Origin of the sequence: Streptomyces sp. NPDC058221, from assembly GCF_042882365.1 — a bacterium.
Classification (GTDB): Bacteria; Actinomycetota; Actinomycetes; order Streptomycetales; family Streptomycetaceae; genus Streptomyces.
Map to the genome: position 1 here is coordinate 1 of NZ_JBHVWF010000129.1, position 22950 is coordinate 22950.

Annotated in this window: 18 protein-coding genes; 7 read left to right on the top strand and 11 right to left on the bottom strand. The window is 69.6% G+C overall.

What is annotated here, in order from left to right; genetic code table 11:
• On the bottom strand, window positions 1-4895 hold a 4895-nt coding region (locus ACFVW8_RS30555; RefSeq protein WP_389695667.1), incomplete at its 3' end, for a beta-ketoacyl synthase N-terminal-like domain-containing protein.
• A 130-nt stretch (window positions 4896-5025) separates the two neighbouring features.
• On the bottom strand, window positions 5026-6222 hold the full coding sequence (locus tag ACFVW8_RS30560; protein WP_389695669.1) for a cytochrome P450: 1197 nt from the start codon (window positions 6220-6222) through the stop codon (window positions 5026-5028).
• A gap of 257 nt (window positions 6223-6479) precedes the next feature.
• Here ACFVW8_RS30560 and ACFVW8_RS30565 point away from each other — a divergent pair, with 257 nt between their 5' ends.
• The 3 genes from ACFVW8_RS30565 to ACFVW8_RS30575 are packed head-to-tail and all read left to right on the top strand — an operon-like array spanning window position 6480 to window position 8934.
• Window positions 6480-7715, top strand: a complete 1236-nt coding sequence (locus ACFVW8_RS30565; protein ID WP_389695671.1) for a cytochrome P450 — start codon at window positions 6480-6482, stop codon at window positions 7713-7715.
• A gap of 15 nt (window positions 7716-7730) precedes the next feature.
• Window positions 7731-7937, top strand: coding sequence for a ferredoxin (locus tag ACFVW8_RS30570; RefSeq protein ID WP_389695673.1), 207 nt, complete (start codon window positions 7731-7733; stop codon window positions 7935-7937).
• Between the two features lie 40 nt (window positions 7938-7977).
• Window positions 7978-8934, top strand: coding sequence for a zinc-binding dehydrogenase (locus ACFVW8_RS30575; protein ID WP_389695675.1), 957 nt, complete (start codon window positions 7978-7980; stop codon window positions 8932-8934).
• Window positions 8935-9049: 115 nt separating this feature from the next.
• On the opposite strand, the gene ACFVW8_RS30580 is transcribed toward ACFVW8_RS30575, so the two are convergent.
• Window positions 9050-9817, bottom strand: a complete 768-nt coding sequence (locus ACFVW8_RS30580) for a dienelactone hydrolase family protein (RefSeq protein WP_389695677.1) — start codon at window positions 9815-9817, stop codon at window positions 9050-9052.
• 147 nt (window positions 9818-9964) lie between these two features.
• On the opposite strand from ACFVW8_RS30580, the gene ACFVW8_RS30585 reads away from it, so the two are divergent.
• Window positions 9965-11419 (top strand): FAD-dependent monooxygenase, encoded by a 1455-nt coding sequence (locus ACFVW8_RS30585; protein WP_389695679.1) that lies wholly within the window; start codon window positions 9965-9967, stop codon window positions 11417-11419.
• 98 nt (window positions 11420-11517) lie between these two features.
• On the opposite strand, the gene ACFVW8_RS30590 is transcribed toward ACFVW8_RS30585, so the two are convergent.
• Genes ACFVW8_RS30590 through ACFVW8_RS30620 form a run of 7 tightly spaced genes read right to left on the bottom strand, consistent with a single transcriptional unit; the run spans window position 11518 to window position 18844 of the window.
• A complete protein-coding gene (locus ACFVW8_RS30590; RefSeq protein ID WP_389695681.1) occupies window positions 11518-13011 on the bottom strand; it encodes an FAD-dependent monooxygenase in 1494 nt (497 codons plus the stop codon).
• On the bottom strand, window positions 13008-13814 hold the full coding sequence (locus tag ACFVW8_RS30595; RefSeq protein ID WP_389695683.1) for a thioesterase II family protein: 807 nt from the start codon (window positions 13812-13814) through the stop codon (window positions 13008-13010). Before ACFVW8_RS30595 ends, ACFVW8_RS30590 begins: the two co-directional genes overlap by 4 nt.
• Window positions 13811-14905 carry an alpha/beta hydrolase gene (locus ACFVW8_RS30600; protein ID WP_389695685.1) on the bottom strand — a complete coding sequence of 365 codons (1095 nt, stop codon included), beginning with the start codon at window positions 14903-14905 and terminating at the stop codon, window positions 13811-13813. Before ACFVW8_RS30600 ends, ACFVW8_RS30595 begins: the two co-directional genes overlap by 4 nt.
• A complete protein-coding gene (locus ACFVW8_RS30605) occupies window positions 14898-15707 on the bottom strand; it encodes a 2-oxo acid dehydrogenase subunit E2 (protein WP_389695687.1) in 810 nt (269 codons plus the stop codon). The genes ACFVW8_RS30600 and ACFVW8_RS30605 overlap by 8 nt, the downstream gene beginning before the upstream one ends.
• The gene (locus ACFVW8_RS30610; protein ID WP_389695689.1) at window positions 15704-15931 is read right to left on the bottom strand and encodes a phosphopantetheine-binding protein; all 228 of its coding nucleotides are present in this window, start codon (window positions 15929-15931) and stop codon (window positions 15704-15706) included. Before ACFVW8_RS30610 ends, ACFVW8_RS30605 begins: the two co-directional genes overlap by 4 nt.
• A complete protein-coding gene (locus tag ACFVW8_RS30615; RefSeq protein ID WP_389695691.1) occupies window positions 15928-17808 on the bottom strand; it encodes an HAD-IIIC family phosphatase in 1881 nt (626 codons plus the stop codon). Before ACFVW8_RS30615 ends, ACFVW8_RS30610 begins: the two co-directional genes overlap by 4 nt.
• A gap of 4 nt (window positions 17809-17812) precedes the next feature.
• Complete coding sequence (locus ACFVW8_RS30620; RefSeq protein WP_389695701.1) at window positions 17813-18844, bottom strand: 3-oxoacyl-ACP synthase III family protein; 1032 nt, start codon at window positions 18842-18844, stop codon at window positions 17813-17815.
• 178 nt (window positions 18845-19022) lie between these two features.
• Between ACFVW8_RS30620 and ACFVW8_RS30625 the strand changes: the two genes are divergently transcribed.
• Together ACFVW8_RS30625 and ACFVW8_RS30630 are read left to right on the top strand one after the other, a co-directional pair.
• Window positions 19023-20213, top strand: coding sequence for a cytochrome P450 (locus ACFVW8_RS30625; RefSeq protein ID WP_389695693.1), 1191 nt, complete (start codon window positions 19023-19025; stop codon window positions 20211-20213).
• Window positions 20214-20386: 173 nt separating this feature from the next.
• The gene (locus tag ACFVW8_RS30630) at window positions 20387-20626 is read left to right on the top strand and encodes a ferredoxin (RefSeq protein WP_389695695.1); all 240 of its coding nucleotides are present in this window, start codon (window positions 20387-20389) and stop codon (window positions 20624-20626) included.
• Window positions 20627-20697: 71 nt separating this feature from the next.
• Here the strand turns inward: ACFVW8_RS30630 and ACFVW8_RS30635 are convergent, their stop codons facing one another.
• The gene (locus ACFVW8_RS30635; protein WP_389695697.1) at window positions 20698-21288 is read right to left on the bottom strand and encodes a TetR/AcrR family transcriptional regulator; all 591 of its coding nucleotides are present in this window, start codon (window positions 21286-21288) and stop codon (window positions 20698-20700) included.
• 126 nt (window positions 21289-21414) lie between these two features.
• Between ACFVW8_RS30635 and ACFVW8_RS30640 the strand changes: the two genes are divergently transcribed.
• Complete coding sequence (locus ACFVW8_RS30640) at window positions 21415-22893, top strand: MFS transporter (protein WP_389695699.1); 1479 nt, start codon at window positions 21415-21417, stop codon at window positions 22891-22893.
• Window positions 22894-22950 lie beyond the last annotated feature (57 nt).

The window sequence follows — 22950 nt, forward strand, 5'->3', positions numbered from 1 at the left end:
CCACACCGACCGATCTCCGCAGCGAACACCTCCGACTCCCCCAGCAAACCCACCGCCATACCCACCCACTGCGACCCCTGACCCGGAAACACGAAGACCGCTCCGTCACGGTGCTCGGCGGTGCCCCGGACGACGGCGGCGTTGTCGGCTCCGGCGGCGAGTGCGTCCGTGGCGGCCCGGAACTCCGTGAGGTCGTGGGCGACGATCACCGCCCGGTGCTCGTGCTGTGTGCGGGCGGTGGCGAGCGTGAGACCGGTGCTCGCCGCGTCGAGGGTGTCGTTGCCGCTGAGGAAGGCGGCGAGGCGCTCCGCCTGGCCGTTCAGGGCACGTTCGTCGCGGGCGGACAGCAGCCACGGCAGAGACTGGGTGTGCGCGGCTGCCTCTGCGGCCGGTCGCCGCTCCGGCTGCTCCTCCGGGGTCCCGGGGGCCGGGGCCGGCTCATCCGTCCTGGGCGCCTCCTCCACGATGACGTGGGCGTTCGTGCCGCTGATGCCGAACGACGAGACACCGGCCCGCCGCTTGCGATCCCCCCGCGGCCACGGCGCGGCCTCGGTCAAAAGCGACACGGCACCCGAGGACCAGTCCACATGCGGCGACGGCTCCTGCGCGTGCAGCGTGCGCGGCAGCACCTCATGCCCCAGCGCCATCACCATCTTGATGATGCCGCCGATGCCTGCCGCGGCCTGGGTGTGGCCGATGTTCGACTTGAGGGATCCGAGCCGCAGGGGCTGGTCCGGCTGCCGGTCCCTGCCGTAGGCCCCGAGCAGTGCCTCCGCTTCGATCGGGTCGCCCAGTGCGGTGCCGGTGCCGTGGGCCTCGACGGCGTCGATGTCCGGTCCGGAGAGGCCCGCGGCTGCCAGTGCCTGGCGGATCACGCGCTGCTGCGACGCTCCGTTGGGGGCCGTGAGCCCGTTGGACGCCCCGTCCTGGTTGACCGCGGAGCCCCGCACCACGGCCAGCACCCGGTGCCCGTTGGCCTGCGCGTCGGAGAGCCGCTCCAGGGCGATGACGCCCACGCCCTCGCCCCACGCGGTGCCGTCGGCCGCGGCGCCGAACGCCTTGCACCGGCCGTCGGGGGACAGTCCGCTCTGGCGGCTGAACTCGACGAACATGCCGGGGTTGGCCATCACCGTGGCGCCGCCGGCCAGGGCGAGCGAGCACTCGCCGGTGCGCAGGGCCTGCACGGCCAGGTGCAGTGCGACGAGCGAGGACGAGCACGCGGTGTCGACCGTCACCGCGGGTCCCTCGAAGCCGAAGGTGTACGAGATCCGGCCGGATGCCACGCTCGCGGTGTTGCCGGTCAGCAGATAGCCGTCGTAGCCGTCGGCGGGTTCGTGCAGTCGAGGGCCGTAGTCCTGGGACATGGCGCCGACGAATACTCCGACGGCACGTCCGCGCAGGTCCGCCGTGGGGAGCCCGGCGCGCTCCAGGGCCTCGACCGACGTTTCGAGCAGCAAGCGCTGCTGTGGGTCCATGGCGGCCGCTTCGCGCGGGGAGATCCCGAAGAACGCCGCGTCGAACCGGTCGGCGTCATGCAGGAATCCGCCCTGCCGCACATACGATTTCCCCGGGCTCGTGGGGTCGGCGTCGAACAGGCCGTCCAAGTCCCAGCCACGGTTGGCGGGGAACGCGGAGACCGCGTCGGTCTCCCCCGCCATCAGTCGCCAGAGTCCCTCGGGGGACTCCACGCCGCCGGGAAAACGGCAGCCCATGCCCACGATGGCGATCGGCTCGTCCGCCGACTGTGCGGATGCGCTGCCGGCGGTGGCGCCGGTGTCTGTCGCGGCCTCGTCGGGAGCGGTCCGTGCGCCGGGCAGTTCGGTGAGGAGATGGCTGATGAGGGCGGCGGGCGAGGTGTGGGTGAACAGCAGGGTGCTGGGGAGCGATAGACCGGTGACGTCGTTGAGGCGCGAGCGCAGCTCGACCGCGGCGTAGGAGTCGAAGCCGAGTTCGTTGAATGCGCGGCCGGTGTCCACTGCCGCCGGGGTGACATGTCCGAGCACGATCGCGACGGTCGTGCGAACCAGCTCGGTGACGGCCCGGGTGCGTTCGGTGTCGTTCAGACCCGCGAGCCGGTCGCCGAAGGACTCCCCCTCGTCCCGGTCCGGCTGCTGGTCCGGTCGGTCCTGGGCCTGCGGGCGCGGTGCAGGGCGGGCGGCTCCGGCCGGGCCTCCACGTGCCGTCGCGTCGAGGGTCTCGGGCCAGAAGCGTTCGCGCTGGAAGGCGTAGGTGGGCAGGGCGACCGGGGCCGCTGTGCCTGGGAGCATCGCGGTCCAGTCCACCTCTGTCCCATGGGCGAAGGCGGTGGCGACCGCGGTCAGCAGCGTGATGGGCTCGGAGCGGCCGGCACGTTGTGCGGGAACGAGGACGGGGGCCGGCCGGCCCGGAAGGCAGTCGCGGGCCATGGACGTGAGTACGGCGTCCGGCCCGAGTTCCAGGAAGGTCGTGACGCCCTGTTCCCCCAGGGTGCAGATGCCGTCGGCGAACCGTACGGCCTGCCGCATGTGCTTGGCCCAGTAGTCGGGGGTGCACAGTTCCGCCGGGTTCGCGAGTGCGCCCGTGACGTTGGAGACGACGGGTATGTGTGGAGGTGTGAAGGTCAGTCCGGAGGCCACGTCACGGAACTCGTCGAGGACTTCGTCAAGGTGCCAGGAGTGGAAGGCGTGGCTGACCTTGAGGCGGCGGGCCTTGCGGCCCCGGGAACGCCAGAGCTCGGCGATCTCCAGGACCGCGTCCTCGTCGCCGGAGACCACGGTGGATTCCGGGCCGTTGACCGCAGCGACGCCGACCCGGCCGGCGAAGGGGGGCAGAGATTCGAGGACCTCGGCCTCGGGCACCTGGAGCGAGACCATCGCCCCGCCGGTCCGCGCCGTCTGCATCAGCCGCCCGCGGGCCGACACCAGGGCTGCGGCGTCGGGGAGCGAGAGGACGCCGGCGACATGTGCGGCGGCGAGTTCGCCCACGGAGTGTCCGGCGACGTGGGACGGGGTGATGCCCCAGTGCTCGACGAGCCGGTACAGGCCGACTTCCATGGCGAACAGGGCGCTCTGGGTGTACTCGGTCCGGTCGAGGAGTTCCGGGTCTGCGGCGCCGAACAACACGTTGTGAACCGGTAGTTCGAGGTGTTCGCAGACGTCGTCGAAGGCGCGGGCGTACACGGGGTACGTCTCGTACAGCTCGCGGCCCATGCCCGGCCGCTGGCTGCCCTGCCCGGTGAAGAGGATCGCGGGCCCGGTGGCGCCGTGCGCCCTTCCTTCCGGCTTCTGCGGTGCCCGGGCGCCGGTCACCACGGTGGCCGAGGGTGTTCCGGTGGCGAGCGCGTCCAGGCCCCGCAGCAGTTCGTCCCGGTCGGTGCCGAGGACGACGGCGCGGTCGGTGAAGCGGGTCCGGGTGGTGGCCAGCGAGTGCGCCACGTCGGTCGTGCGGTGGCCGGGATCGGCGGTGAGGTGCTCGTGCAGACGTGCGGCCTGGGCGCGGAGCGCGTCGGCCCCCTGTCCGGACACAATCCAACCGACCGGGGTGGTGCCGAACGGTTCCGGGGCGGCGGCGGGTTCGGCTCCGGGCCCGTCGGAGAGAACCAGGTGGCAGTTGGTGCCGCCCATGCCGAAGGAGCTCACGCCGGCCAGTAGCGGGCGGTCGGGGTGCGGCCATCCGCCTGGTTCGCTCTGGACCCGGAGGTTCAGTTCGTCGAAGGGGATGCTCGGGTTGGGCGTCTCGTAGTTGAGGCTGCGCGGAATGCTGCGGTGCCGGATGCTCAGGGCCGCCTTGAGGAGCCCCACGATGCCGGCCGCGCCTTCGAGGTGGCCGACGTTGGTCTTGGCCGAACCGACGAGGAGCGGCGTGCCGTCCTCGCGCACGGCTCCCAGCGCTGCCCCCAGCGCGGCGGCCTCCAGCGGGTCGCCGACCGGGGTGCCCGTACCGTGCAGTTCGACGTACTGGGCGGCCGCCGATGAGGTGCCGGCCAGCTCCCAGGCGCGCCGGATGACGTCCGCCTGTGCGACGGGGTTCGGGCGGGTGAGTCCGTCCGTCGCGCCGTCGTTGTTCACCGCGCCCCCGTGGATGACGCAGTACACGGGGTCGTTGTCGGCGAGCGCTTCGGCCAGCGGCTTGAGTACGACCGCGGCGCCGCCCTCGCCCCGGACGTATCCGTTGGCCCGGGCGTCGAAGGTGTAGCTGCGGCCGTCGGGCGAGAGTCCGCGGAATCGGGCGGCCGTGATGGTGCTCTCCGGCACCAGGTTGAGGTTCACACCCCCGGCGAGGGCGAGCCGGGACTCACCGCGCCAGATGCTCTCGCACGCCATGAGGACGGCCACGAGGGACGAAGACTGGGCGGTGTCCACCGTGAGGCTGGGGCCGACCGTGCCGAGCGTGTAGGACAGCCGGTTGGCGATGATGCTGCGGTGCAGCCCGGTCAGCGAGTGCTGGGTGATGGCCTCGTGGCCGTACCGCTGGAGCAGCCGCGCGTAGTCGTCCCAGATCGCACCGATGAACACACCCGTACTGCTGCCCATGAGTTCGGCGGGGACGATACGGGCGTCCTCCAGCGCCTCCCACCCCAGCTCCAGCATGAGCCGCTGCTGGGGGTCCGTCGCCAGGGCCTCGCGGGGGGAGACGCGGAAGAATCCCGCATCGAATCCGTCCACACCGTCGACATAGCCGCCGAACCGTGTGGCGGCGAGATCGTCCTCGTGCGGAATTCCGTCGTCCCAGCGGCCGTCCGGGATTTCCGTGATCGCGCTGCGGCCTTCATCGAGCAATTTCCAGAAGGCGTCAGGGTTTTCCGCCTGCGGAAGACGGCAGGACAGTCCGATGACGGCGATCGGACCAACCACCGTCCTGTCCTGTCGCGATGCGTTCTCGTTGCCTTTGCCTTCGGCTCGGGAATCGTGAACCATCGACGCCTACCCCTAACCTCAACGATTGGGCCTTGTCCGTCATGAAGGATCACGGGGAGTGTTAGCGCCATCCTTTGCGCCTTCTAAAGCGACTCTTTCGCCGCCGTGCCGCTGTGCCGGGCCGGGCCCGTCACCAGGTGACGGGGAGCCCGCGCAGGCTGACCGCCCAGAGTCCGGTGGACCAGGGAAGTTCCTCCGGCGGGACGGTCAGGCGAAGGGTCGGGAACCGGGCGATCACCGCGGCGATGGACTCCTCCAGTTCGACCCGCGCCAGGTGTGCGCCCAGGCAGTAGTGCGCCCCGGCACCGAAGACCAGTGAGGAGGGACCCTCACGATCCGGCACGAACTCCTCGGGCTCCGGGAACTTCTCCGGGTCGTGGCCGGCCGCGATCAGAGGGGAGAGCACCCCCTGTCCTGCCCTTACCGTGCCGGACGGCAGGTCGACATCCTCCGTGGCCATGCGCAGCAGCCCGATCCGGCCGGGCGGGTTCAGCCGCAGCAGCTCGTCGATCGAGGCAGGGATGAGAGAGGGGTCGGCACGCAGGGAATCCAGGATGTGCGGGCGCATGAGAAGTACCAGCAGCACCCGGCTCAGCGCGTTGGCGATGGTCTCGTTGCCCGCGACGATGAGCCCGCGGGTCATCGAGACCAGCTCGTCCTCGCTGAGCCGGTCCTCCTCGTCCCGGGTGCTGATCAGGTGGTCGACGAGGTCGTCGCCGGGGTTCGCACGGTGGCGCGCGATCAGTTCGACCGTGTAGGCGGTGAACTCCCGCATGGCCGCGTCGCGCTGCCCGGGGGACTTGCCCGACACGGACAGGAAGGCCTCGACCCAGACCCGGAACCGGGCGCTGTCCTCTTCGGGAACCCCTAGCTGCTTGCAGATGATCCGCACCGGCAGCGGGAATGCCAGCGTGGCTATCAGGTCCGCGGGAGGGCCGGTCTGTTCGATGGGGTCGAGCAGCTCCTCGATGATCGCCCGGATGTCGGGCCGCCACTTCTCGGCCCGGCGCGGGCTGAAGGCGGCGGCGACGATCCGGCGCAGCCGCCGGTGATCGGGCCCGTCCATGTTGACGAGGAAGGTGGAGTCCGACGACAGCCCGTCGGCGGGGAAGAGCACCGGCGAGCCGGGGGCGGACAGGTCCCGTGTGAACCGGGGGTCCTTCATGATCGCTTCGACGTCGTCGTAACGCACGGCGAGCACGGCGCTGTCGCCGCTGGGCAGCGACACCTCCCCCAGCGGGCACCGGGCGCGGCGACGGACGTACTCCGGCGGCTGTGTCGCCAGCGGGCCTTCGGGAAAGGGGAATTTGCTCTCAGGACTCGACATGCGGAATCCTCCACTGAATGCGGTGTTCTCGGTGTCCTGCATTGCACGGTGCGCGCTTCACACATTCAGCGCTCAGGACCGGACAGGCAGTCGGCACGATAGCCGAGCCGGGCCCGCCGGTACACCGAGGAGCCCTGGCGCTTTAGACCGCCCCAAGGGCACGCTTAGAGCCGATTCTCATACTGTCCCGAGGTTTCGTCGTACGTGCTGCCCAACAGGGGGCACGATTGCATCCTTGATGCCGAGGAGTGGAAAGAATGCCCCAGGCGGAGAGCACGGGAAAGTGCCCTTTCAGTGCGCCGGACACGCCGGAGGATCTGGCCCGCAGCTGGAGCGTGTACCAGCCCTGGCTCCAGCAGGATCCGGTCTCCCACTGGAACACGGTCCGCGAACTCGCGCCGGTCGTGCGCTCCGAGGAGGCGGGGGGCTACTGGATCCTGACCCGGTACGAGGACATCGAGTGGGCCGCCAGGAACGCCGATGTGTTCTCCAGCGCACAGGTGGGCATCCCGCACCGCGATGTGATGCCGGTCAAGCAGATACCCATCCAGCTCGACGGTGACGAGCACCGCAACTGGCGCCGCACGCTCTCGGATCTCTTCAATCCCTCAGTGGTCAACCACTTCGAGCCGCAGATGCGCCGGGCCGCGGTCGAGGCGATCGAGCCCATAGCCGCCAAGGGAGAGTGCGAATTCATCACCGAATTTGCCACGGCCCTGCCGGCCGAGACGTTCCTGCTGAATTTCGGAATCGGGCGCGAATATCTTCAGCCGCTGCTTGAGCACAAGACCTGGCTGCGGCGGGTGGGTATTCCCAATGCGCGCAACGACGAGGAGCTGTGGGCCGCGAACCGTCCGCTGTGGGACTTCTTCAGCGAGGCGATCGATCGTCGGCGGTCCGAGGGCACCGAGGGCCGTATGGACGTCTTCAGCAGACTCCTGGAGTCGACGTACGACGACCGGAAGCCGACGCAGGACGAGATGGTCAACGCGGCGTTCGTCTCGATGCTGGCCAGTCTGGACACGACGACCGCGGCGCTGGGCCTGGTCTTCCTGCATCTCGCCGAGAACCCTCAGGTGCAGGACCTCATCGCCCGGAGCCCCGAGAGCATCCCGGCGATCGTCGAGGAACTCATCCGCCACGAGCCGGTGTCGACCACGGGCCGCATCCTGACCCAGGACGTCGAGCGGCACGGAGTCACCATGCGCAAGGGCGACCGCGTCATGCTGTCGTGGGGCATGTCCGGCCTGGATCCCAGCGTGTTCGAGCGGCCGGACGAGGTCGACTTCTCCCGCTCGTCGACCCGCCAGCTCGCCTTCGGCATCGGTCCGCACCGCTGCCTCGGCATGCACGTCGCCCGGCGAATCCTCAAGGTCGCGCTGGAGGAGTGGCACCGGCTCATTCCGCGATACCACGTCGCTGCGGGCTCGGCCCCCACGCGCCACTACTCGCCGGCGCGTGGTGTCGCCGATCTCCATCTCGTAGCCGGCTGAACCCCCAGGGAGCCCATGGTGAGAATCAAGGTCGACTCGCAACGCTGTATGGGCCACGCGATGTGCAATGCGCTCGCGCCCGACGTCTACACCGTCACCGACGACGGATTCAACGAGATGCAGGAGTTCGAGGTGCCGGCAGAACGGCGGGCCGCCGCGCTGCGCGGTGCGAGCGCCTGTCCTGAACGGATCATCGCGGTGCTGGCCGACGAGGCGAGCTGAACCGGTCACCGGTCACCGGCCGGGACCAAGGGAGAAGACAATGACGTCAATCAAGGCCGTGGTGGTCGATCCGGACGCGCCCGGACGGCTCGCCATCAGTGAGGTCGCCGCGCCCGAGCCGGCGCCCTCGGAGGCGGTGGTGCGCGTGCACACCACTTCGCTCAATCTGGGCGATGTGTACCGGATCCCGTACGTGGAGGCCGGCTGGCGGCCCGGCTGGGATCTCGCCGGTGTGGTGGAGCAGGCCGCCGCGGACGGGTCGGGGCCCGCGGAGGGCACCCGGGTTCTTGGGCTGCGGGGTGCGCGTTTCGGCGCCTGGGGCGAGACCGTCGCCGTGCCCACGGAGTGGCTCGCCGAACTGCCCGCGAAGGTCTCGTTCGCGCAGGCGGCGACCCTGCCGACCTGTGGGCTGACCGCGCTGTACGCACTGGAGCGGGCCGGTTTCCTCCTCAACCGCACGGTGCTGGTGACGGGTGCGTCCGGCGGTCTCGGCCATTTCGTCACCCAGCTCGCCGCCCGCTCCGGCGCCTACGTGGTGGCCGGGGTGCGCCGTTCCGAGCGGGCCGACGCGGTACGCGAGCTCGGCGCCACGGAGGTGGTGGTCGGCGAAGACATCAGCGTCGCCAAGGAGTTCGGCCCCTATGACGTGGTCGTCGACCAGCTCGGCGGTGAACCGCTGGCCCAGGCGTTGCCGCTGCTGGTGCCGGGCGGACTCGCCGTGACGCTCGGCATCTCCGCGGGCACAGAGACGAAACTCAACCTGGCCCAGCTCTTCGCGGGCGTCGGCGGGGTCGAACTGGCTCAGCTCGTCCTGTTCACCGAGCTGGACCGGCGCCGGGCGACTCCGGGACTCGCGGCGCTGGCGCGCATGGTCGCGGAGGACCGGCTGCGTCCGAACATCGACGTCGAGGCGTCGTGGACCGACATCGGCAAGATCGCCCAGCAGTTCCTCGACCGCGGCATCGCGGGCAAGGCGGTCCTGCACTTCACCCCGTGACTGTCCGGCCGGAGCACCCACCCGCGCCTCCCGGCCGGACGCGCGCCGGTGCCCCTCCCCGCTTCGGGGAGGGGCACCGGCATGTGGAGGGTGAGTGGGTGTGCCCCGGATCCGGTCAGTTCCTCAGCCGGTGGTCGAGGAATTCGTCCGTGAGCCGCCAGGCCTCCACGGCGGACTTCTCGTGGAGATGCTGCGGGCGGGCGTCGCAGTAGAAGTCGTGGCCCGCCTCGGCGTACCGCACGACTTCGGTGTCCACCGGCGAGAGCGCGGCGGCCGCCCTGAGCTGCTCCACCTCGGCGATCGGAATGTACTCGTCGAGGTCGCCGAAGTGCCCCAGCCACGGGGTACGGAATCCCTTGGCCACCTCGATGAGCGGGGGGAGGCCGAACAGCCGCGCCTGGGTGAGACCACCACCACCGCCACCGCAGAAGGAGACCCCGGCTCCGAGTGCGAGCGCCGCGCTCAGGGCCATGACGACCGAACCGCCCATACTGAAACCGATCACCCCGACCCTCGAAGCCGGGATCCCGGACTGCTCGATGTGGCCGAGCGTGGCAGCGGCGTCCGTCAGCAGCCCCTCCTGGGTGAGCGCCCGTATGTGCGGGAAGGCGAGCGTCGGGTCGTCGTAGCCGAGCTCGGGGTCACCGGTGCGGTGGAACAGATGTGGGGCGACGGCGAGATGGCCGGCCTCGGCGTAACGGTGAGCGAGGCTCTGGATGTACGGGTCGACGCCGAAGCCTTCCTGAATGACGATCACCGCCGACCGGGGCGCCACGGCCGAGGCGCCGGGGACCGCCTCGTAGAGCTTCATCGGTCCGTCCTGGGTGGAAAGAGTTTCGGTCGCCGCGTGCATCTTCATCTCCAGGTTTTGGGAGTCATTCATCCGCCGGTGCGACAGGATAGTGGCATTCCCCTTTCTGTGTCTGCCGCATTTTAGTCGCAATTAAGGCTGCTACTAGCTCGATTTGGAGAATACGAGACGGTAAGCCAGTGGGAATTCCGGCCACTTCTTCTGTCTTGAGGAGCCTGTATGAGTCGCACGGTCGTCATCGCCGGGGCAGGGCCGGTCGGTCTGGTCCTCGCCGGGGAGTTGGCGTTGCATGGCGTGGAATCGGTGGTCATCGAACGCCGCACCGAATCCACGGAGGATTCGCAGGGAATGGCGATTCATGGCCGGACTCTGCAGTTTCTCCGCCGCCGGGGACTGGGCGAAGACCTGGCCGGGCAGGGAATGTGGGCCTGGCCGCGGACACCGTTCGCGTTCTTCTGGCTCGATCTGGAGACCGTGGGTGAGCAGGACTACACGTTCGCGCTCCCCCAATGGCGCACCGAACGGCTGCTGGAGGAGCGGGCCGGAGCGCTCGGGGTGGACATCCGCCGCGGGCAGGAGATCGTGGACGCCCGGCAGGACGCGAACGGCGTGAAGGTCACCGTACGCAGGCAGGACGGTGAGACGTACGAGATCGAGGCCGCCTATCTGATCGGGTGTGACGGTCCGGACAGCACCGTGCGCGAGCTGGCCGGAATCGACTTCACGGCGGCCGGCCAGAGTTACTACGGCGTGCTGGGTGACGTCACTCTCGCCGACGGAGCGAGCGACCAGTTCGACTCGGGGCTTCTGCCGGGCGGCATCTTCGGGGCGCTTCCCCTGCAGCCGGGGCAGCTCCGGCTGATGACGATCCAGTTCGACCGCGAACCGCAAGGGCCCGACGTACCGGTCACGGTGGACGAGCTCCGTGCGAGCATCGAGCAGATAGCGGGCGAGGCCCCCGAGATCGGCACGGTCCACTGGCTGTCCAGGTTCGGCGGGCGCAACCGGCTGGCCGAGCGGTACCGCAACGGACGGATCCTCCTGGCCGGCGACTCCGCGCATGTGCAGTTCATCTCCGGGAGCCAGGGGCTCAACACCGGTGTCCAGGATGCGGCGAACCTGGGCTGGAAGCTGGCGGCCACCGTTCAGCAGCGGGCTCCCGAGGGGCTTCTCGACACGTATGAGAGCGAGCGCCGCCCGGTCGCAGAGCGGGGGCGCACGCATGCCATGGCGCAGATGGCACTGCTCAATCCGCTGGAGCGGATGGGGCCGCTGCGCGAGCTCTTCGACGAACTCCTGGCCCACGGCGAGGTCAACCGGAAGCTGCTGCAGATGGCGACGGAGACACGCTACGGGGCTGACGCCGCACAGGACGCGCACCCTCTCCTGGGCGCGGTGCTGCCCGACGCGGAGCTGGACACTCCGACGGGGCCGACGAGCGTGGCCGAGGTGATGTCCGCCGGACGCTGGCTGCTGCTCGACCTCGGCGCCGGCGTCTCCACCGCGCTCGCCGATGAGCTCTCGGACCGGGTCGCTGTGGTGACGGCGGCGCCGGTCCCGGAGATCGACGCGGCGCTCGTCCTGGTCCGCCCCGACGGGCACGTCGCCCATGTCGACAGCACGGGCTCCGAACAGGATGGCCTGCGCGGTGCGGTCAAGGCCTGGTTCGGCTGATCCCCCGCAGCCGGACCTGATCATGGGGCGGTTCCCGCAGTCTCTGCGGGAACCGCCCCTTGGTCATGTGCCGCCCGCGCGGTTGCCCGCCGGCGCCGTCAACGGTCCGTGGCGTCCCCGAACCAGGTCTTGAGGGCGAGCCGCAGCCCTTCCTGGTCGGCACCGTCCCGGTCCACGTGGGCTACGTGTCCGTCAGGGCGCAGCAGCAGTACGGCCGCGTCGAGTTCCAGGGTCGGTTCGGCGCTGACCGTGTCGACGCGGTCCGTCCATCCGCCGATGTCCGGGGCCTCGCCTCCCGAGAGGTTCAGCAGGACACCGCGTCCGCTGTGCAGCGTCCGCCAGGAGGTGGTGGCCTCCGGTGCCCGGCCGGCTCCGGTCTTCACCGGTGCGAGGGCGACATTGCCGATGCGTCGGCCGAGCAGCGTGTGAACCGGCCCGTCGGTGGGCTTGCCCATGGGGTAGCGGATGCCTATGCCCGTCACCATGTCGGTGAGGTAGGTGTTGACCTCGTCGAGCTGGAGGAGCTCGGCGAACAGTTCCCGCAACGGCGCCACTCGCTCCAGCGGGTACATCAGGGAGTCCTGTGCCCGGGTGTTCATGCACACGCCCTCGCCGACGGGGTGCCGCTCGCTGTGGTAGGTGTCCAGCAGTTCGTCGGAGGCCTCGCCCCTGACGACCGCGGCGAGTTTCCAGCCGAGGTTCCAGGCGTCCTGGATACCTGTGTTGAGGCCCTGCCCGCTGACCGGGAGATGGATGTGGGCCGAGTCGCCCGCCAGCAGGACCCGGCCGTCGCGGTAGCGTTCGGCGAGGCGGGTGGGGTTGCCGAAGCGGGACAGCCAGTGGGCCTCGCCGATGTCGAGGATCTCCGGATCGACGCCCGCGACGCGCTGGATGCTCTGGCGGAACTCCTCGATGGTGACGGGCACGTTCTTGCTGGTGAGTTCGGTGCCGAATTCGATGACGGTGACCCGGTGCTGTCCCGGTGCGAGGGGGGTGACGGCGAACAGCCCGGTGTCATGGAGCTTCGGGGGGAGCCGCTGCTGGAAGTCCTCCGGGGTGTTCACATCACCTGTGATGCCGTTGATGGTGGAGGCACTTCCGGGGAAGCCGATGCCGGCGAGTTTGCGGACCTTGCTGCTGCCGCCGTCACAGCCCACGAGGTAGTCGCCGCGCACCTCGGACTCGCGTTCGCCCGCCCGTACCCGGACGGTGACTCCTTCGGCGTCCTGCTCGAAGCCGATCACCTCGTGGCCACGGCGGATGTCGACACCGAGTTCCAGGGCGCGGTCCTCCAGATGGCGCTCCAGATGGCGCTGCGGCACGAGCAGCGGGACGAGGCCGGGGTCGATGATGCCCGTCAGCTCCAGCAGCCCGAAGTTGTACGAGCGGATGTGCGGGTAGTCGTCGAACCAGTCGAGCCCGCGTTGGGAGAGCACCTCGACGGAGCGTGCCTGGAGGGTGAGTGACCTCGACCATCCGTTGGCCTCGGGCAGCCGCTCCATGACGATCGTGTGCACGCCCTTCAGGCCCAGTTCGGCGGCGAGCATGAGGCCGCTCGGGCCTCCGCCCGCGATGACAACAGTCGGACTCAAGGCAGACTCCTCAAAGCGGGGTGGGCTGTGATGGCGAGCGGGACGAGCGACCTGCGGAGCAGGTGGAGGAAGGACCGGCTCTCGTCCCGGATGAAGAAGTGACCGCCGGGCACCGAGTGGACGGAGCATCCGGCTTCGGTGTGCTGCTCCCATGCGGCGGCGTCGCGCGCGGTCACCAGGGTGTCGGCCCTGCCGGTGAAGACTTCGACCGGGCACGGCAGCGGGTCGGCACCGCGGGTGTGCCAGGGGTCCGCGCACAGTTCCAGGTCGGCGCGCAGCAGTGACACCGCGGCGTGCAGCCATTGCGGGTAGCGGAGCAGGTCCGGGGACATGCCGCCGATGTCGATCATCCACTGGGCCAGCAGGTCGTCGGACAGTTCCCCGACCGCTTCGAGCCCGGTCGGCAGGTGCGGTGCGGGAAAGGCCCCGACCAGCAGGCGGGCGGGCAGCGGGAGTCCGCGGGAGTGGCGGTCCCTGGTCAGCGCGTAGGCGACCGCGGCGCCCATACTGTGGCCGTAGAAGGCATGCGGTTCGGTGAGCCACGGGCCGAGTGCCTCGTTCAGCTCGGCGACGAGCGCGCGCATGCTGAGGTGTCGCGGCTCACGAATCCGGCCTTCCCTGCCCGGGAGTTGTACCGGCACGACGGCGATGTCGGGGCCGAGGGCCTGCCGCCAGGGAGCGAAGGCGGACGCGGCTCCACCCGCATGGTGGAAGCAGAACAGCCGCAGCCGTGCACCGGGTTCGGCAGGTGTGTGGACGTAGCCGTGCGCAACGCTCCCTCCGCTGTCCGCCGGGCCGCTCATGAGCGTGTCCCCGCGAGACGGCGCCGGGCCCGGGCCGCGCCGAGCAGCAGACCGATCACCGCCCGCTGGGCGGTTTGGGCGCGCCGCATCCGCAGCACCGAACTCACGGTCCACAGCCGGGTCTCGACCACGTGGTCGGGGGATCCGTGCACATCGTCGTTGGTCAGCAGGTGCAGCCGGCGTACGTGGGAGCGCAGCGCCTGGATGTCGGCGCCGGGGATGATCTCGTCCCGGGTGCTGACCATGCTGTGGACCGGGATGTCGAGTGCGCCGAGCGTCGGGGCGTCGATGACGTGTCCGCTCATGCGCTCGACGGCGTGCTGCGGTGGTGCGCCGGTGAGATGGGCGAGCGTGTCCAAGGTGACGCGCGGCAGTCCTTCCCGCCAGGCGCGGTCGGAGAAGAAGGCGTCGATCGGGGCTCCGGAGGTGACGATGCCACGTACGCGCGGATCGTGAACGGCACAGCGCAGGGCCATGTTCCCGCTGAAGCTCAGCGCGACGGCGTAGGTCCGGCCGACATCGGCCCGCGAAGCCACGGCGTCGAGCACGGCCGGGATCATCCGCCAGCTCTTGTCGTCGTACGGTGTGGTGTTCTCGCCGATCCCCGGCATTTCGGTGACGATGCCGGCCATGCCCAGGCGCTTGGCCTGGACGAGTACCGGCCCCCACTGTTCCTTGACCGTGACGATCCCGCCCATGATCAGCAGGACGGGCCGCGGCCGAGTGGCCGAGAGGCCGGCTGCCCAGGCGCCGATCCGGCCGCCGTCCGTATCGATGTCGAGCCGTTCGATCGTCCGGCCGTCCTGGGCACGCCAAGTGTCGAACGCGTCGATGCAGCGCGCCCCCGCGGCCTGCCGGGCAGGGCCGTCGATGTAGGGGAAACGGGCCATGGCGTAGTGCCGGCATGCTTCCAGGAGACGGCCGGCCGCCTCCTGTTCCTCGCCGGCCCGCTGCCACTCGCCCGCCCACGACCCGGGGCCGCCCTCCGGGTCGTCGCTCTCGATCCGCTGCAGCACGGTGCGGTAGTCACCGATGTTCTGCGCACGGGCATGGACGACCGCGAACTGTTTGAGTTCGTCGACGTCATTCATCGTCCACCCCCGCGAGGACGCCGGTGGTGCTCCGATCGGCGGCAGGCCCGGCCCGCAGGTCCTCAAGTCCGTCCTTGATGTCGCTCAGCACGTCGGCGGCCTCCGCTCCGTCGATGACCCTGTGGTCGAAGGCCAGGCTCAGCCGCATGACGGACGCGGTCGTCACCGTGTGGTCCCGTACGACTGGCCGCTCCGCGATACGTCCGAGGCCGAGGGTGACGGTGGTGCCGCCCACCGAGTGGAAGCCGTCCACGGGCCGGTGGCCCAGCGAGGTGACGGCGAAGGTGCCCATGCGCGCTGCCCGTCGGCCGAGCGGCCGCACGGCGAAGCGGTAGGCGAGCCGCCCGAGAGGCAGAGGCATCCGCTGCAGGGCCCGCGCTCCGGCGAACTCCGGCATGGTGGCCGGGTCCCCGTCGCGGTAGTGGTCCACCTGTCGCTGGATGTCGTCAAGTCCGGACCGGTGGAGACCGGGGAGGACCGCGGCCAGCACGATGCGCCGGCCGTCGAGAGTTCTGTCCAGGGTGAGTTTGGCGTCCACGGAGTCGTACCGGGCGACCTTGGGCCGGAACCGGCCCGTGATCGCGGCGTTGGCCTCGGGGTGCTCGGCGAGGACGCGTGCCGCGGTGTGCAGGACGTAGGTCACCACCGAATACCGGTGGCCGGCCTCGCGTGCCGCGGTGCGGTGTGCCCCGACGCACGTCATGTCGACCTCCGTGTCGAGGAAGACGGGGGCGAAGGACCGGATCTCGCCGAGGAACTGGAGGGTGTGACGGCGTTGCCGGGCTATCGGTGCCGCGGTCATGCCGTCACCGTGAGGTCGTAAATGTCGCGCAGGCTGGAGGCGAGCAGGACGTCCGGCATGGAGACACGGGCTCCCGTGGTGCGTTCCAGCGCCGCCAGCAGGGCCAGCAGATGCATCGAGTCCCAGCCCGGCACAGCGTCGAGCGGTTCCGGAATGTGGTCGACGGTGACGGGCAGCCCGACCTCCTCGTTGATGAGCGTCACGAAGTCGTCGATGGTCTTCACGAGCCGGTGCCTCCGAGGTGTTCGGTCAGTCGCACATGGGGTGGTGGCGGAGTGATGGTCTCCAGGTCGTGGCGGAAGCCGAACCCCTTCGCGTCGTCACCGGTGGGCGTGAAGCCGCCCTGTGGATAGAAGCCGGCGACCTTGGCGTTCTTGGACGTCGGCCGGTAGGTGGCCCGCACCGCGCCCGCGCCGGTGGCCTTTGCGTGGGTCAACACGGCTGCGAGGCAGGCCTGTTCGACACCGCGGGAGAACACCCGGCAGCTCAGCACGAAGTTCTCGATGTGCAGTTCCTCGCCGTCCCGGCGCAGCAGTACGACGCCGACCAGGCCGTTCTCGCCGTAGCGGTCACCGGTGTGCACGGTGAGGACGCGGGTCGCCGGATCAGCGGCCACGGCCTGCACATCGGCCGGCTGGAGCCTCTGGGTGGTCATGTTGAACTGATTCGTACGCAGGGTGAGTTGGGAGGCACGGGGGATGTCCCGGACGTCCACGTCGGCGATCCTCACGGTCACGCCGAGCTCGCGCAGATAGTCCTCGACCGAGTCGAAGGAGGTCATGAAGTCCTTGCGGACCAGTTCATCACGGTATCGGCCGGGTCTGCGGCAGTCCTCGGAGGTGAGTGCCCTGACGTCGAACCAGCCGTCGGCCAGCAGCTTGCGAACATGCAGGGCGGGCTCCTCGTCGAGGTCCACCACCGCGACGCCGGGCAGTTCCCTGCGCACGAGACCGCGTTCGTAGGAGCTGTCGTCGGCGAAGACCAGGCTGTCGACACCGATGTTGAGGTCTTCGGCGAGCTGGCAGAGATTCTCGTGCTTGGGGCGCCAGTTGGCGCTGACCCGTACGAAGTCCTCCTCCCGCAGGGTCATGTCGGGATGGTCGCGCAGCACCTCGCGTACGGGATCGAGGTCGTTCTTGCTCACTGCGGCCACCAGGACGCCCTGCGAGCCGAGCTGTTTGACCACGCGCTGGAAGGCCCGGAACGCCTCACCGCGCAGGCTGTCGGCGACCTCGATCCCGTCGATCCCGTCGTCCCCCAGAATTCCGCCCCACACCGTCTCGTCCAGGTCGACGACAAGGCACTTCTTCGTGTGCCCGCCGAGATGCCGGGCCAGGTGGGCGACTTCGCGCGCATAGGCGGCGAGCAAGCCGGAGGAGAGGTGGGCCTTGGCGTAGATGTCGAGGCGTGGTTCCGTGACGGGTATGCCGTCGGCGATGAGGGGGTCGAGATCGACGACGACGGTTGACGCACGGTCCCCCATGAGGTCGAGGAGGCCTGCGTTGGCCTGCCGCCACAGGGAACCGAGTTCGGCACGCGAGGCGAGGTCGACGAGCTGGCGGGCGTACTCCTGCGGGAGCGGCAGGGTGTTGAGGACGAGAGTTCCGCGGCCCGCCGAATCGAACCGCCGGGTCAGGTCCTCGAAGAGCGCCAGGTGCTCGGCGAGTGCCTTCTTCACGTCGGCGGGGCGCCAGGGCGTCGGGAGAACGTCGAAGATCATGGCGGGGTCGAGCACGCACAGGACGAGGTCCGCGTCGCCGTACACCTCGCTGTCCGGATCGGACAGTTGCAGCCGGTAGCTGTCATGGTCCGTCATGTGCGGACGGAGGAGGATGCCGTGACGTGCCGTCTCGGCGGTGAGTGCGGGAATCAGTTCGGACAGCATGCCGTGGCCCGTGACCACCACGGTCGTCGTCGGCGTCGTGGGATGTGCGCGCAGTATCTCGTCGGGTGCGCTCCGGGACAGCAGCCGGCCCGCCCGCAGGAGGTCGGCGCCGGCCAGGGGTGCGATCAACTGCCGCACATGGGGATGGCGCTCAACGAGCTGACCTGCGCGGACCAGGGAGAACAGGTCCTCGGCGACCGGCACCGTGCCGCTCATGGCGCTACCCCCGCTCCAGTGCGAAACCGGCCTTGATCCACTTGCTCGACTCCACGGCGACGGCGACGGCGCGGTCTCCCGCGGCCATACGGGGCAGCAGCCGCTCCAGCTGGAGGAACGGCAGCGCGTTGCCTGTGTTGCCGGTCTCGGCGACACAGGTGATCTCGCTGGGATGCGGGGCGTCCATCCGCTTCACGATCAGGTCGGTCATCCGGCCGGAGAGCTGTGGCGGAAGGAGGAAGTCGAGGTCGTCCGCCGCCCAGCCGAGGTCGTCCAAGAGCTCGTCGAGGATCTCGGACGCCATCACGGGAACGGCTGCCTCGATCGCCTTGTAGTCCTCCCTCGATGCTGCGCGGTCGGGGTTCCGGTCGGACTTGGTGAACCACTCCAGGACCTGTCCGGGCCTGCGGTGCAGGCCCACCAGCCGGGTGAGTACGCGGACCAGGCGGGCGGAGTGGGCCTGCGGCCGGGTGGTGAGCACAGCCGCTCCGGCACCGTCGCCGAAGAGCGCGACATTGACCATTTCCTCGGCGGCCAGGGCGCGCAGGTCGGTCTCGACGTCGAAGATCTTGCTGCAGACGTCACCACCGAGGACCAACGCGGTGTGGTGCTCACCCGCCAGCAGCAGCTGCCTGGCCACGTTCAGGGCCTGGACCGCCCCGGTACATCCGGACTGCAGCTGATACGTGGCCACGGCGTCGATACCCAGGCGCTCGGCCACCATGTTGACGGTCGCCGGCATCAGCTGATCGGGGGTGGAAGTGCCCAGGACCACCAGGTCCACGTCGGACGCGGAGAGCCCGGCGGTCTCCAGCGCACGTGAACCCGCCTGTTCGCACAGGTCGGTGAGCCCGAATCTCGGCTCACCGGTCTTGAGGTCGACGGCGAGATGGCGGGTGCGGGTGCCGACGAACGTGTCGATCCACTGCTCCCACAGCGTGTCCATGCCGAATCGCTGGGCCAGTGCGGCATTGTCCACGGGCGCGCCGGGTAGCGCCGTGCCCGCCGACAGCAGATGGATGTCGGGTGCGTGCATGCCGTTCCCTTCGGGTGCCGCGAGGTACTGGTCGAGGAGCCGGATTCGGATGTTCGCCACCGGGTCTAAAGCAGAACTAGCGCCCGCCTTGGCGACCTCGGCCGCGCGTCTCCCCGGTGCCGTGCCGCTTTAGCGGGGCCGAAGAATGAGCCAAGCGCCGGGTTCGACCCTCGGGGCCATGACAGATGCCGACCTTCAGGTCTTTCCCATGCCTCGCACCGACCCGCTGTTGCCGCCTCCGGGATACGCGGCGCTGCGACAGGGGCCGCCCTGCAAGGTGCGGCTGCCGCTCGGCTCGGAGCCGTGGCTGCTGACACGGCACGCGGATGTGCGGGCTGCTCTGGCGGACGACCGGCTGAGCGCCGATTCACGGAACCCCGACCTGCCCCAGGTCGTGCCACTGCCGCCCGGGCCGAGCCGGGTGTCGTTCCTGCGTATGGACGACCCCGAGCACGGCGTGCTGCGGCGGATGCTGACCCCCGAGTTCACCCTTCGCAAGATCCAGGAGCAGCGGCCCGGCATCCGCAAGACGGTCGACGGGCTGCTCGACACCATCGAACGCGGCTCACCTCCGACCGACTTCATCGATGCGTTCGCTCTGCCGCTTCCGTCGCTGGTGGTCTGTCAACTGCTCGGAGTGCCTTACGCGGACCATGAATTCTTCCAGGTGCAGAGCAAGATCATCGCTTCGGGAACGGACAGTCCGCAGGAGATCGCGACGGCGTACGGGGAGTTGTCGGCCTATCTGGACCGGCTGTCCGCCGAGAAGGCGCGCACTCCGGGCGACGACCTGCTGAGCCAGGTGGCCGGCCGCTATGTCACCTCCGGCGAGCTCCCCGTGGAGGAGCTCAGTTCGATGGCGCGGCTTCTGCTCATCGCCGGCCACGACACCACCGCGAACATGATCGGTCTGGCCGTACTCACCCTGCTGAGGAACCCCGAACAGCTGGAAGCGCTGCGGCAGGATCCCGGCCTCATGCGTTCCGCGGTCGACGAGCTGCTGCGCTTCCTCTCGGTGTCGCAGAGCGGCATGGTACGGGTGGCGGTCGATGATCTGGTCATCGGCGGGCAGCGCATTGCCAAGGGCGAGGGGGTCGTCTTCTCACTGCCGTCCGCCAACCATGACGAAGCCGCCTTCCCCCATGCCGACCAACTCGACATCCGCCGCGACGCCAGCAGCCACGTCGCCTTCGGCCACGGCATCCACCAGTGCCTGGGCAAGTCGCTCGCCAGGGTGGAGATGGAGACCGCGCTGTCGGCTCTGATCGAACGGTTCCCGCGGCTGCGGCTCGACGTCCCGTTCGATGACCTCTCTTTTCGGTTCGACAGCTTTGTGTACGGCCTCTACGAACTCCCGCTGTCCTGGTAGGCAGCACTGCGGCAGGAAGCCCCCCGGACCACTCCCGGCCGTGCGGCGCAGCAGCTTGCGGCATGGTCCGAGTCAGCCCGTACCACCAAGGAGGACGCGGTGCCCAGTGGTGTGACCATCAGGACCGAGGAGGCCGTGCCGGGTGCCCCGACGAAGCTGCCGGTGATCCAGGCATGAGCGGACCGTCACCGGCCAAGTGGCACATCGAGGTGGATGACGAGCTCTGCGTCGGCTCCGGAGTATGCACGGGATACGCTCCGCAGGTCTTCGATCTGGTCGACGGGGTATCCGCGCCCGGTTCCCCGGAGACCGAAGCCGGTCCGGAGATACTCCTCGCTGCCAAGGCGTGCCCGGTACAAGCCATCAGAGTGACGGACAAGGCGACGGGTGAGGTACTGGCGCCCACCGGCTGAGAAGGCGGCGGTGACGCCGGGAGTGCGCCCTGTACGGCACAGGGCGCAGGCCCGGCTCGTCCTGCGGCCCCTCAGGCGCGCGAGAGCAGTCCCGTCATGGCGATGCTCAGCAGCCGTTCGATCTGTTCCGCCGGCGCCGGTGCCTGTTCGGTCGCCCAGGCAATGGCGTTGACGAATTTGAGTGCTGACGTGATGTCGTGCTCCGTGGCGATCTCACCGGACTCCTGCGCCCGGACGAACAGCCGGCGGCCGGCCTCGGTGATCCGCGCGTGCCGCGCGGCACTCAGCGAGGGCCCCTCGTCGATTTCGATGGCCAGTTGCTCCGCCGCGAGTCCGCGGTACGTACGGGAGTGCTCGATGACCGCGCGGAGCCACTGTTCCAGCGCGCCGCCCGCCGAGGGGCTGTCGAGCAGCGCTTCCGCCAGCTCGCACAGTGCGTCCACCCGGTCGCGGAAGACCGCGTCCAGCAGCACCACCCTGGTCGGGAAATGCCGATAGAGCGTCGCCGACCCCACCCCCGCGCGTTTGGCGATGTCGTCGAACGGGGCATCGGCGCCGTTCTCGGCGAACGCCTCCCCCGCGGCTTCGAGCAGGCGCAAGTAGTTCCTGCGGGCGTCGGCCCGCAGCGGCTTGGCCGGTCGGGGGGTGACCGTGCGTCCCATGGGCACTCCTTGATAACCGGGCGGTGTCCCCGTATCGTACCTCGCATAACCGGGGAGACTCCCCGTTTCGTTCGGGCCGGGCATCACGGCACGATCGCAGCTCTTGCTGAGGGGTTGGCGCACGACATGTCCACATCCGAAACGACTCCGGTCGACGCGGGGCAGACACGATCCGGGGTCCTGCCCGGCCAGGGGCTCGGAATCACCCTGGCCGTGATCGTCACCTGCCAGCTCATGGTCGCCATCGACGGCACCGTGATGAACGTGGCTCTGCCGTCGTTGCGGGAGAGCCTGCACTTCTCGGCAACGAGCCTTTCCTGGGTTCCGACCGCCTACACCCTGGCTTTCGGCGGACTGCTCCTGCTCGGCGGGCGGGCGGGCGACGTCCTCGGTCGGCGACGAGTCTTCGTCGTGGGTGTCCTGGTCTTCACCCTGGCCTCATTGCTGGGTGGCCTGGCACCCACCGCGGGCTGGCTCATCGCGGCCCGGATCCTGCAGGGTGCCGGTGCCGCACTCTGCGCCCCAAGCACTCTGGCCCTGCTGACCACGAACTTCTCCGAAGGCGCCCAGCGCAACCGCGCGCTCGGCGTGTTCTCCACCGTCGCAGGCCTCGGGCTGGCCATCGGCCTCATCCTCGGCGGCGTGCTGACCGAGTGGGCCTCGTGGCGCTGGGCCCTCCTCATCAACGTCCCCTTCGGCGTCGCCATCGCCGTACTGGCTCCCAAGTACGTCAAGGAGCCGCCCCGGCAGACCGGCCGGTTCGACACCAAGGGCACCCTGCTGTCGGCCGCCGGGATGGGGCTGCTCGTCTACGGTCTGATCCGGGTCGCCGAGGTCGGCTGGGGCAACACACTCGCCGTGTGTCTCGCCGCAGCGGGGGTCGTGTTCCTCGCGGTCTTCGTGCTCATCGAGCGCAGCGCCCAGCAGCCAATCATGCCGCTGCGCCTGTTCGCCGACCGAACGCGGGCCAGCGCCTACCTCAATATGCTGCTGCTCGTCGCGACGATGACCAGCATGTTCTTCTTCCTGGTCCAGTTCATGGGGGACATTCTGGACTTCAGTCCCATGGTGTGCGGAGTCGCCTTCCTGCCGATGGCCGGCGCCCTGTTCATCTCGGGGCGCACCGCCCCCAAACTGCTGCCGAAGTTCGGAGCCAAGAACGTCATGATCGGCGGCGCGATCGCCATCGTCGCCGGCGTCGCATGGCTGGCCACCATTTCCGCCGACACCTCGTACCCCGTCGGGGTCCTGGGCCCACTGATCCTTTTCGGCACCGGCATCGGCTTCAGCTTCATGCCGCTGAACATGACCATCCTCGGTGGCGTGCCGCCGCGTGACATCGGCGCCGCCTCGGGCCTGCTGCAGGCGATGCAGCAGGTGGGCGGTTCGGTGGGCCTGGCAGTACTGGTGACCGTCTTCGGCTCGGTGAGCCGTGACTCCGCCGGGAAGCCGCGAGGAGATGGTCAGAGCCTGCAGGCCCACGCCCACATCGCCGAAGCCGACGGCATGTCGAGCGCATTCGCCGCCGGAACGGTCTTCGCGCTTCTGGCACTGCTCGTCGCGGTGTTCGCGATCCGCGGCCCCAAGCCGAAGGCCGACGCCTGACCGGCCCACGGCAGCCGGAACGCGGATGGGGCAGACCCGGCTCGGGTCTGCCCCATC

Coding starts and splice junctions, on each gene's coding strand:
- ACFVW8_RS30560 (WP_389695669.1), bottom strand. CDS start 6,222: ATGTCGAGTCCTGAGAGCAAATTCCCCTTTCCCGAAGGCCCGCTGGCG.
- ACFVW8_RS30565 (WP_389695671.1), top strand. CDS start 6,480: ATGCCCCAGGCGGAGAGCACGGGAAAGTGCCCTTTCAGTGCGCCGGAC.
- ACFVW8_RS30570 (WP_389695673.1), top strand. CDS start 7,731: ATGGTGAGAATCAAGGTCGACTCGCAACGCTGTATGGGCCACGCGATG.
- ACFVW8_RS30575 (WP_389695675.1), top strand. CDS start 7,978: ATGACGTCAATCAAGGCCGTGGTGGTCGATCCGGACGCGCCCGGACGG.
- ACFVW8_RS30580 (WP_389695677.1), bottom strand. CDS start 9,817: ATGAATGACTCCCAAAACCTGGAGATGAAGATGCACGCGGCGACCGAA.
- ACFVW8_RS30585 (WP_389695679.1), top strand. CDS start 9,965: ATGAGTCGCACGGTCGTCATCGCCGGGGCAGGGCCGGTCGGTCTGGTC.
- ACFVW8_RS30595 (WP_389695683.1), bottom strand. CDS start 13,814: ATGAGCGGCCCGGCGGACAGCGGAGGGAGCGTTGCGCACGGCTACGTC.
- ACFVW8_RS30600 (WP_389695685.1), bottom strand. CDS start 14,905: ATGAATGACGTCGACGAACTCAAACAGTTCGCGGTCGTCCATGCCCGT.
- ACFVW8_RS30605 (WP_389695687.1), bottom strand. CDS start 15,707: ATGACCGCGGCACCGATAGCCCGGCAACGCCGTCACACCCTCCAGTTC.
- ACFVW8_RS30615 (WP_389695691.1), bottom strand. CDS start 17,808: ATGAGCGGCACGGTGCCGGTCGCCGAGGACCTGTTCTCCCTGGTCCGC.
- ACFVW8_RS30620 (WP_389695701.1), bottom strand. CDS start 18,844: ATGCACGCACCCGACATCCATCTGCTGTCGGCGGGCACGGCGCTACCC.
- ACFVW8_RS30625 (WP_389695693.1), top strand. CDS start 19,023: ATGACAGATGCCGACCTTCAGGTCTTTCCCATGCCTCGCACCGACCCG.
- ACFVW8_RS30630 (WP_389695695.1), top strand. CDS start 20,387: ATGAGCGGACCGTCACCGGCCAAGTGGCACATCGAGGTGGATGACGAG.
- ACFVW8_RS30635 (WP_389695697.1), bottom strand. CDS start 21,288: ATGGGACGCACGGTCACCCCCCGACCGGCCAAGCCGCTGCGGGCCGAC.
- ACFVW8_RS30640 (WP_389695699.1), top strand. CDS start 21,415: ATGTCCACATCCGAAACGACTCCGGTCGACGCGGGGCAGACACGATCC.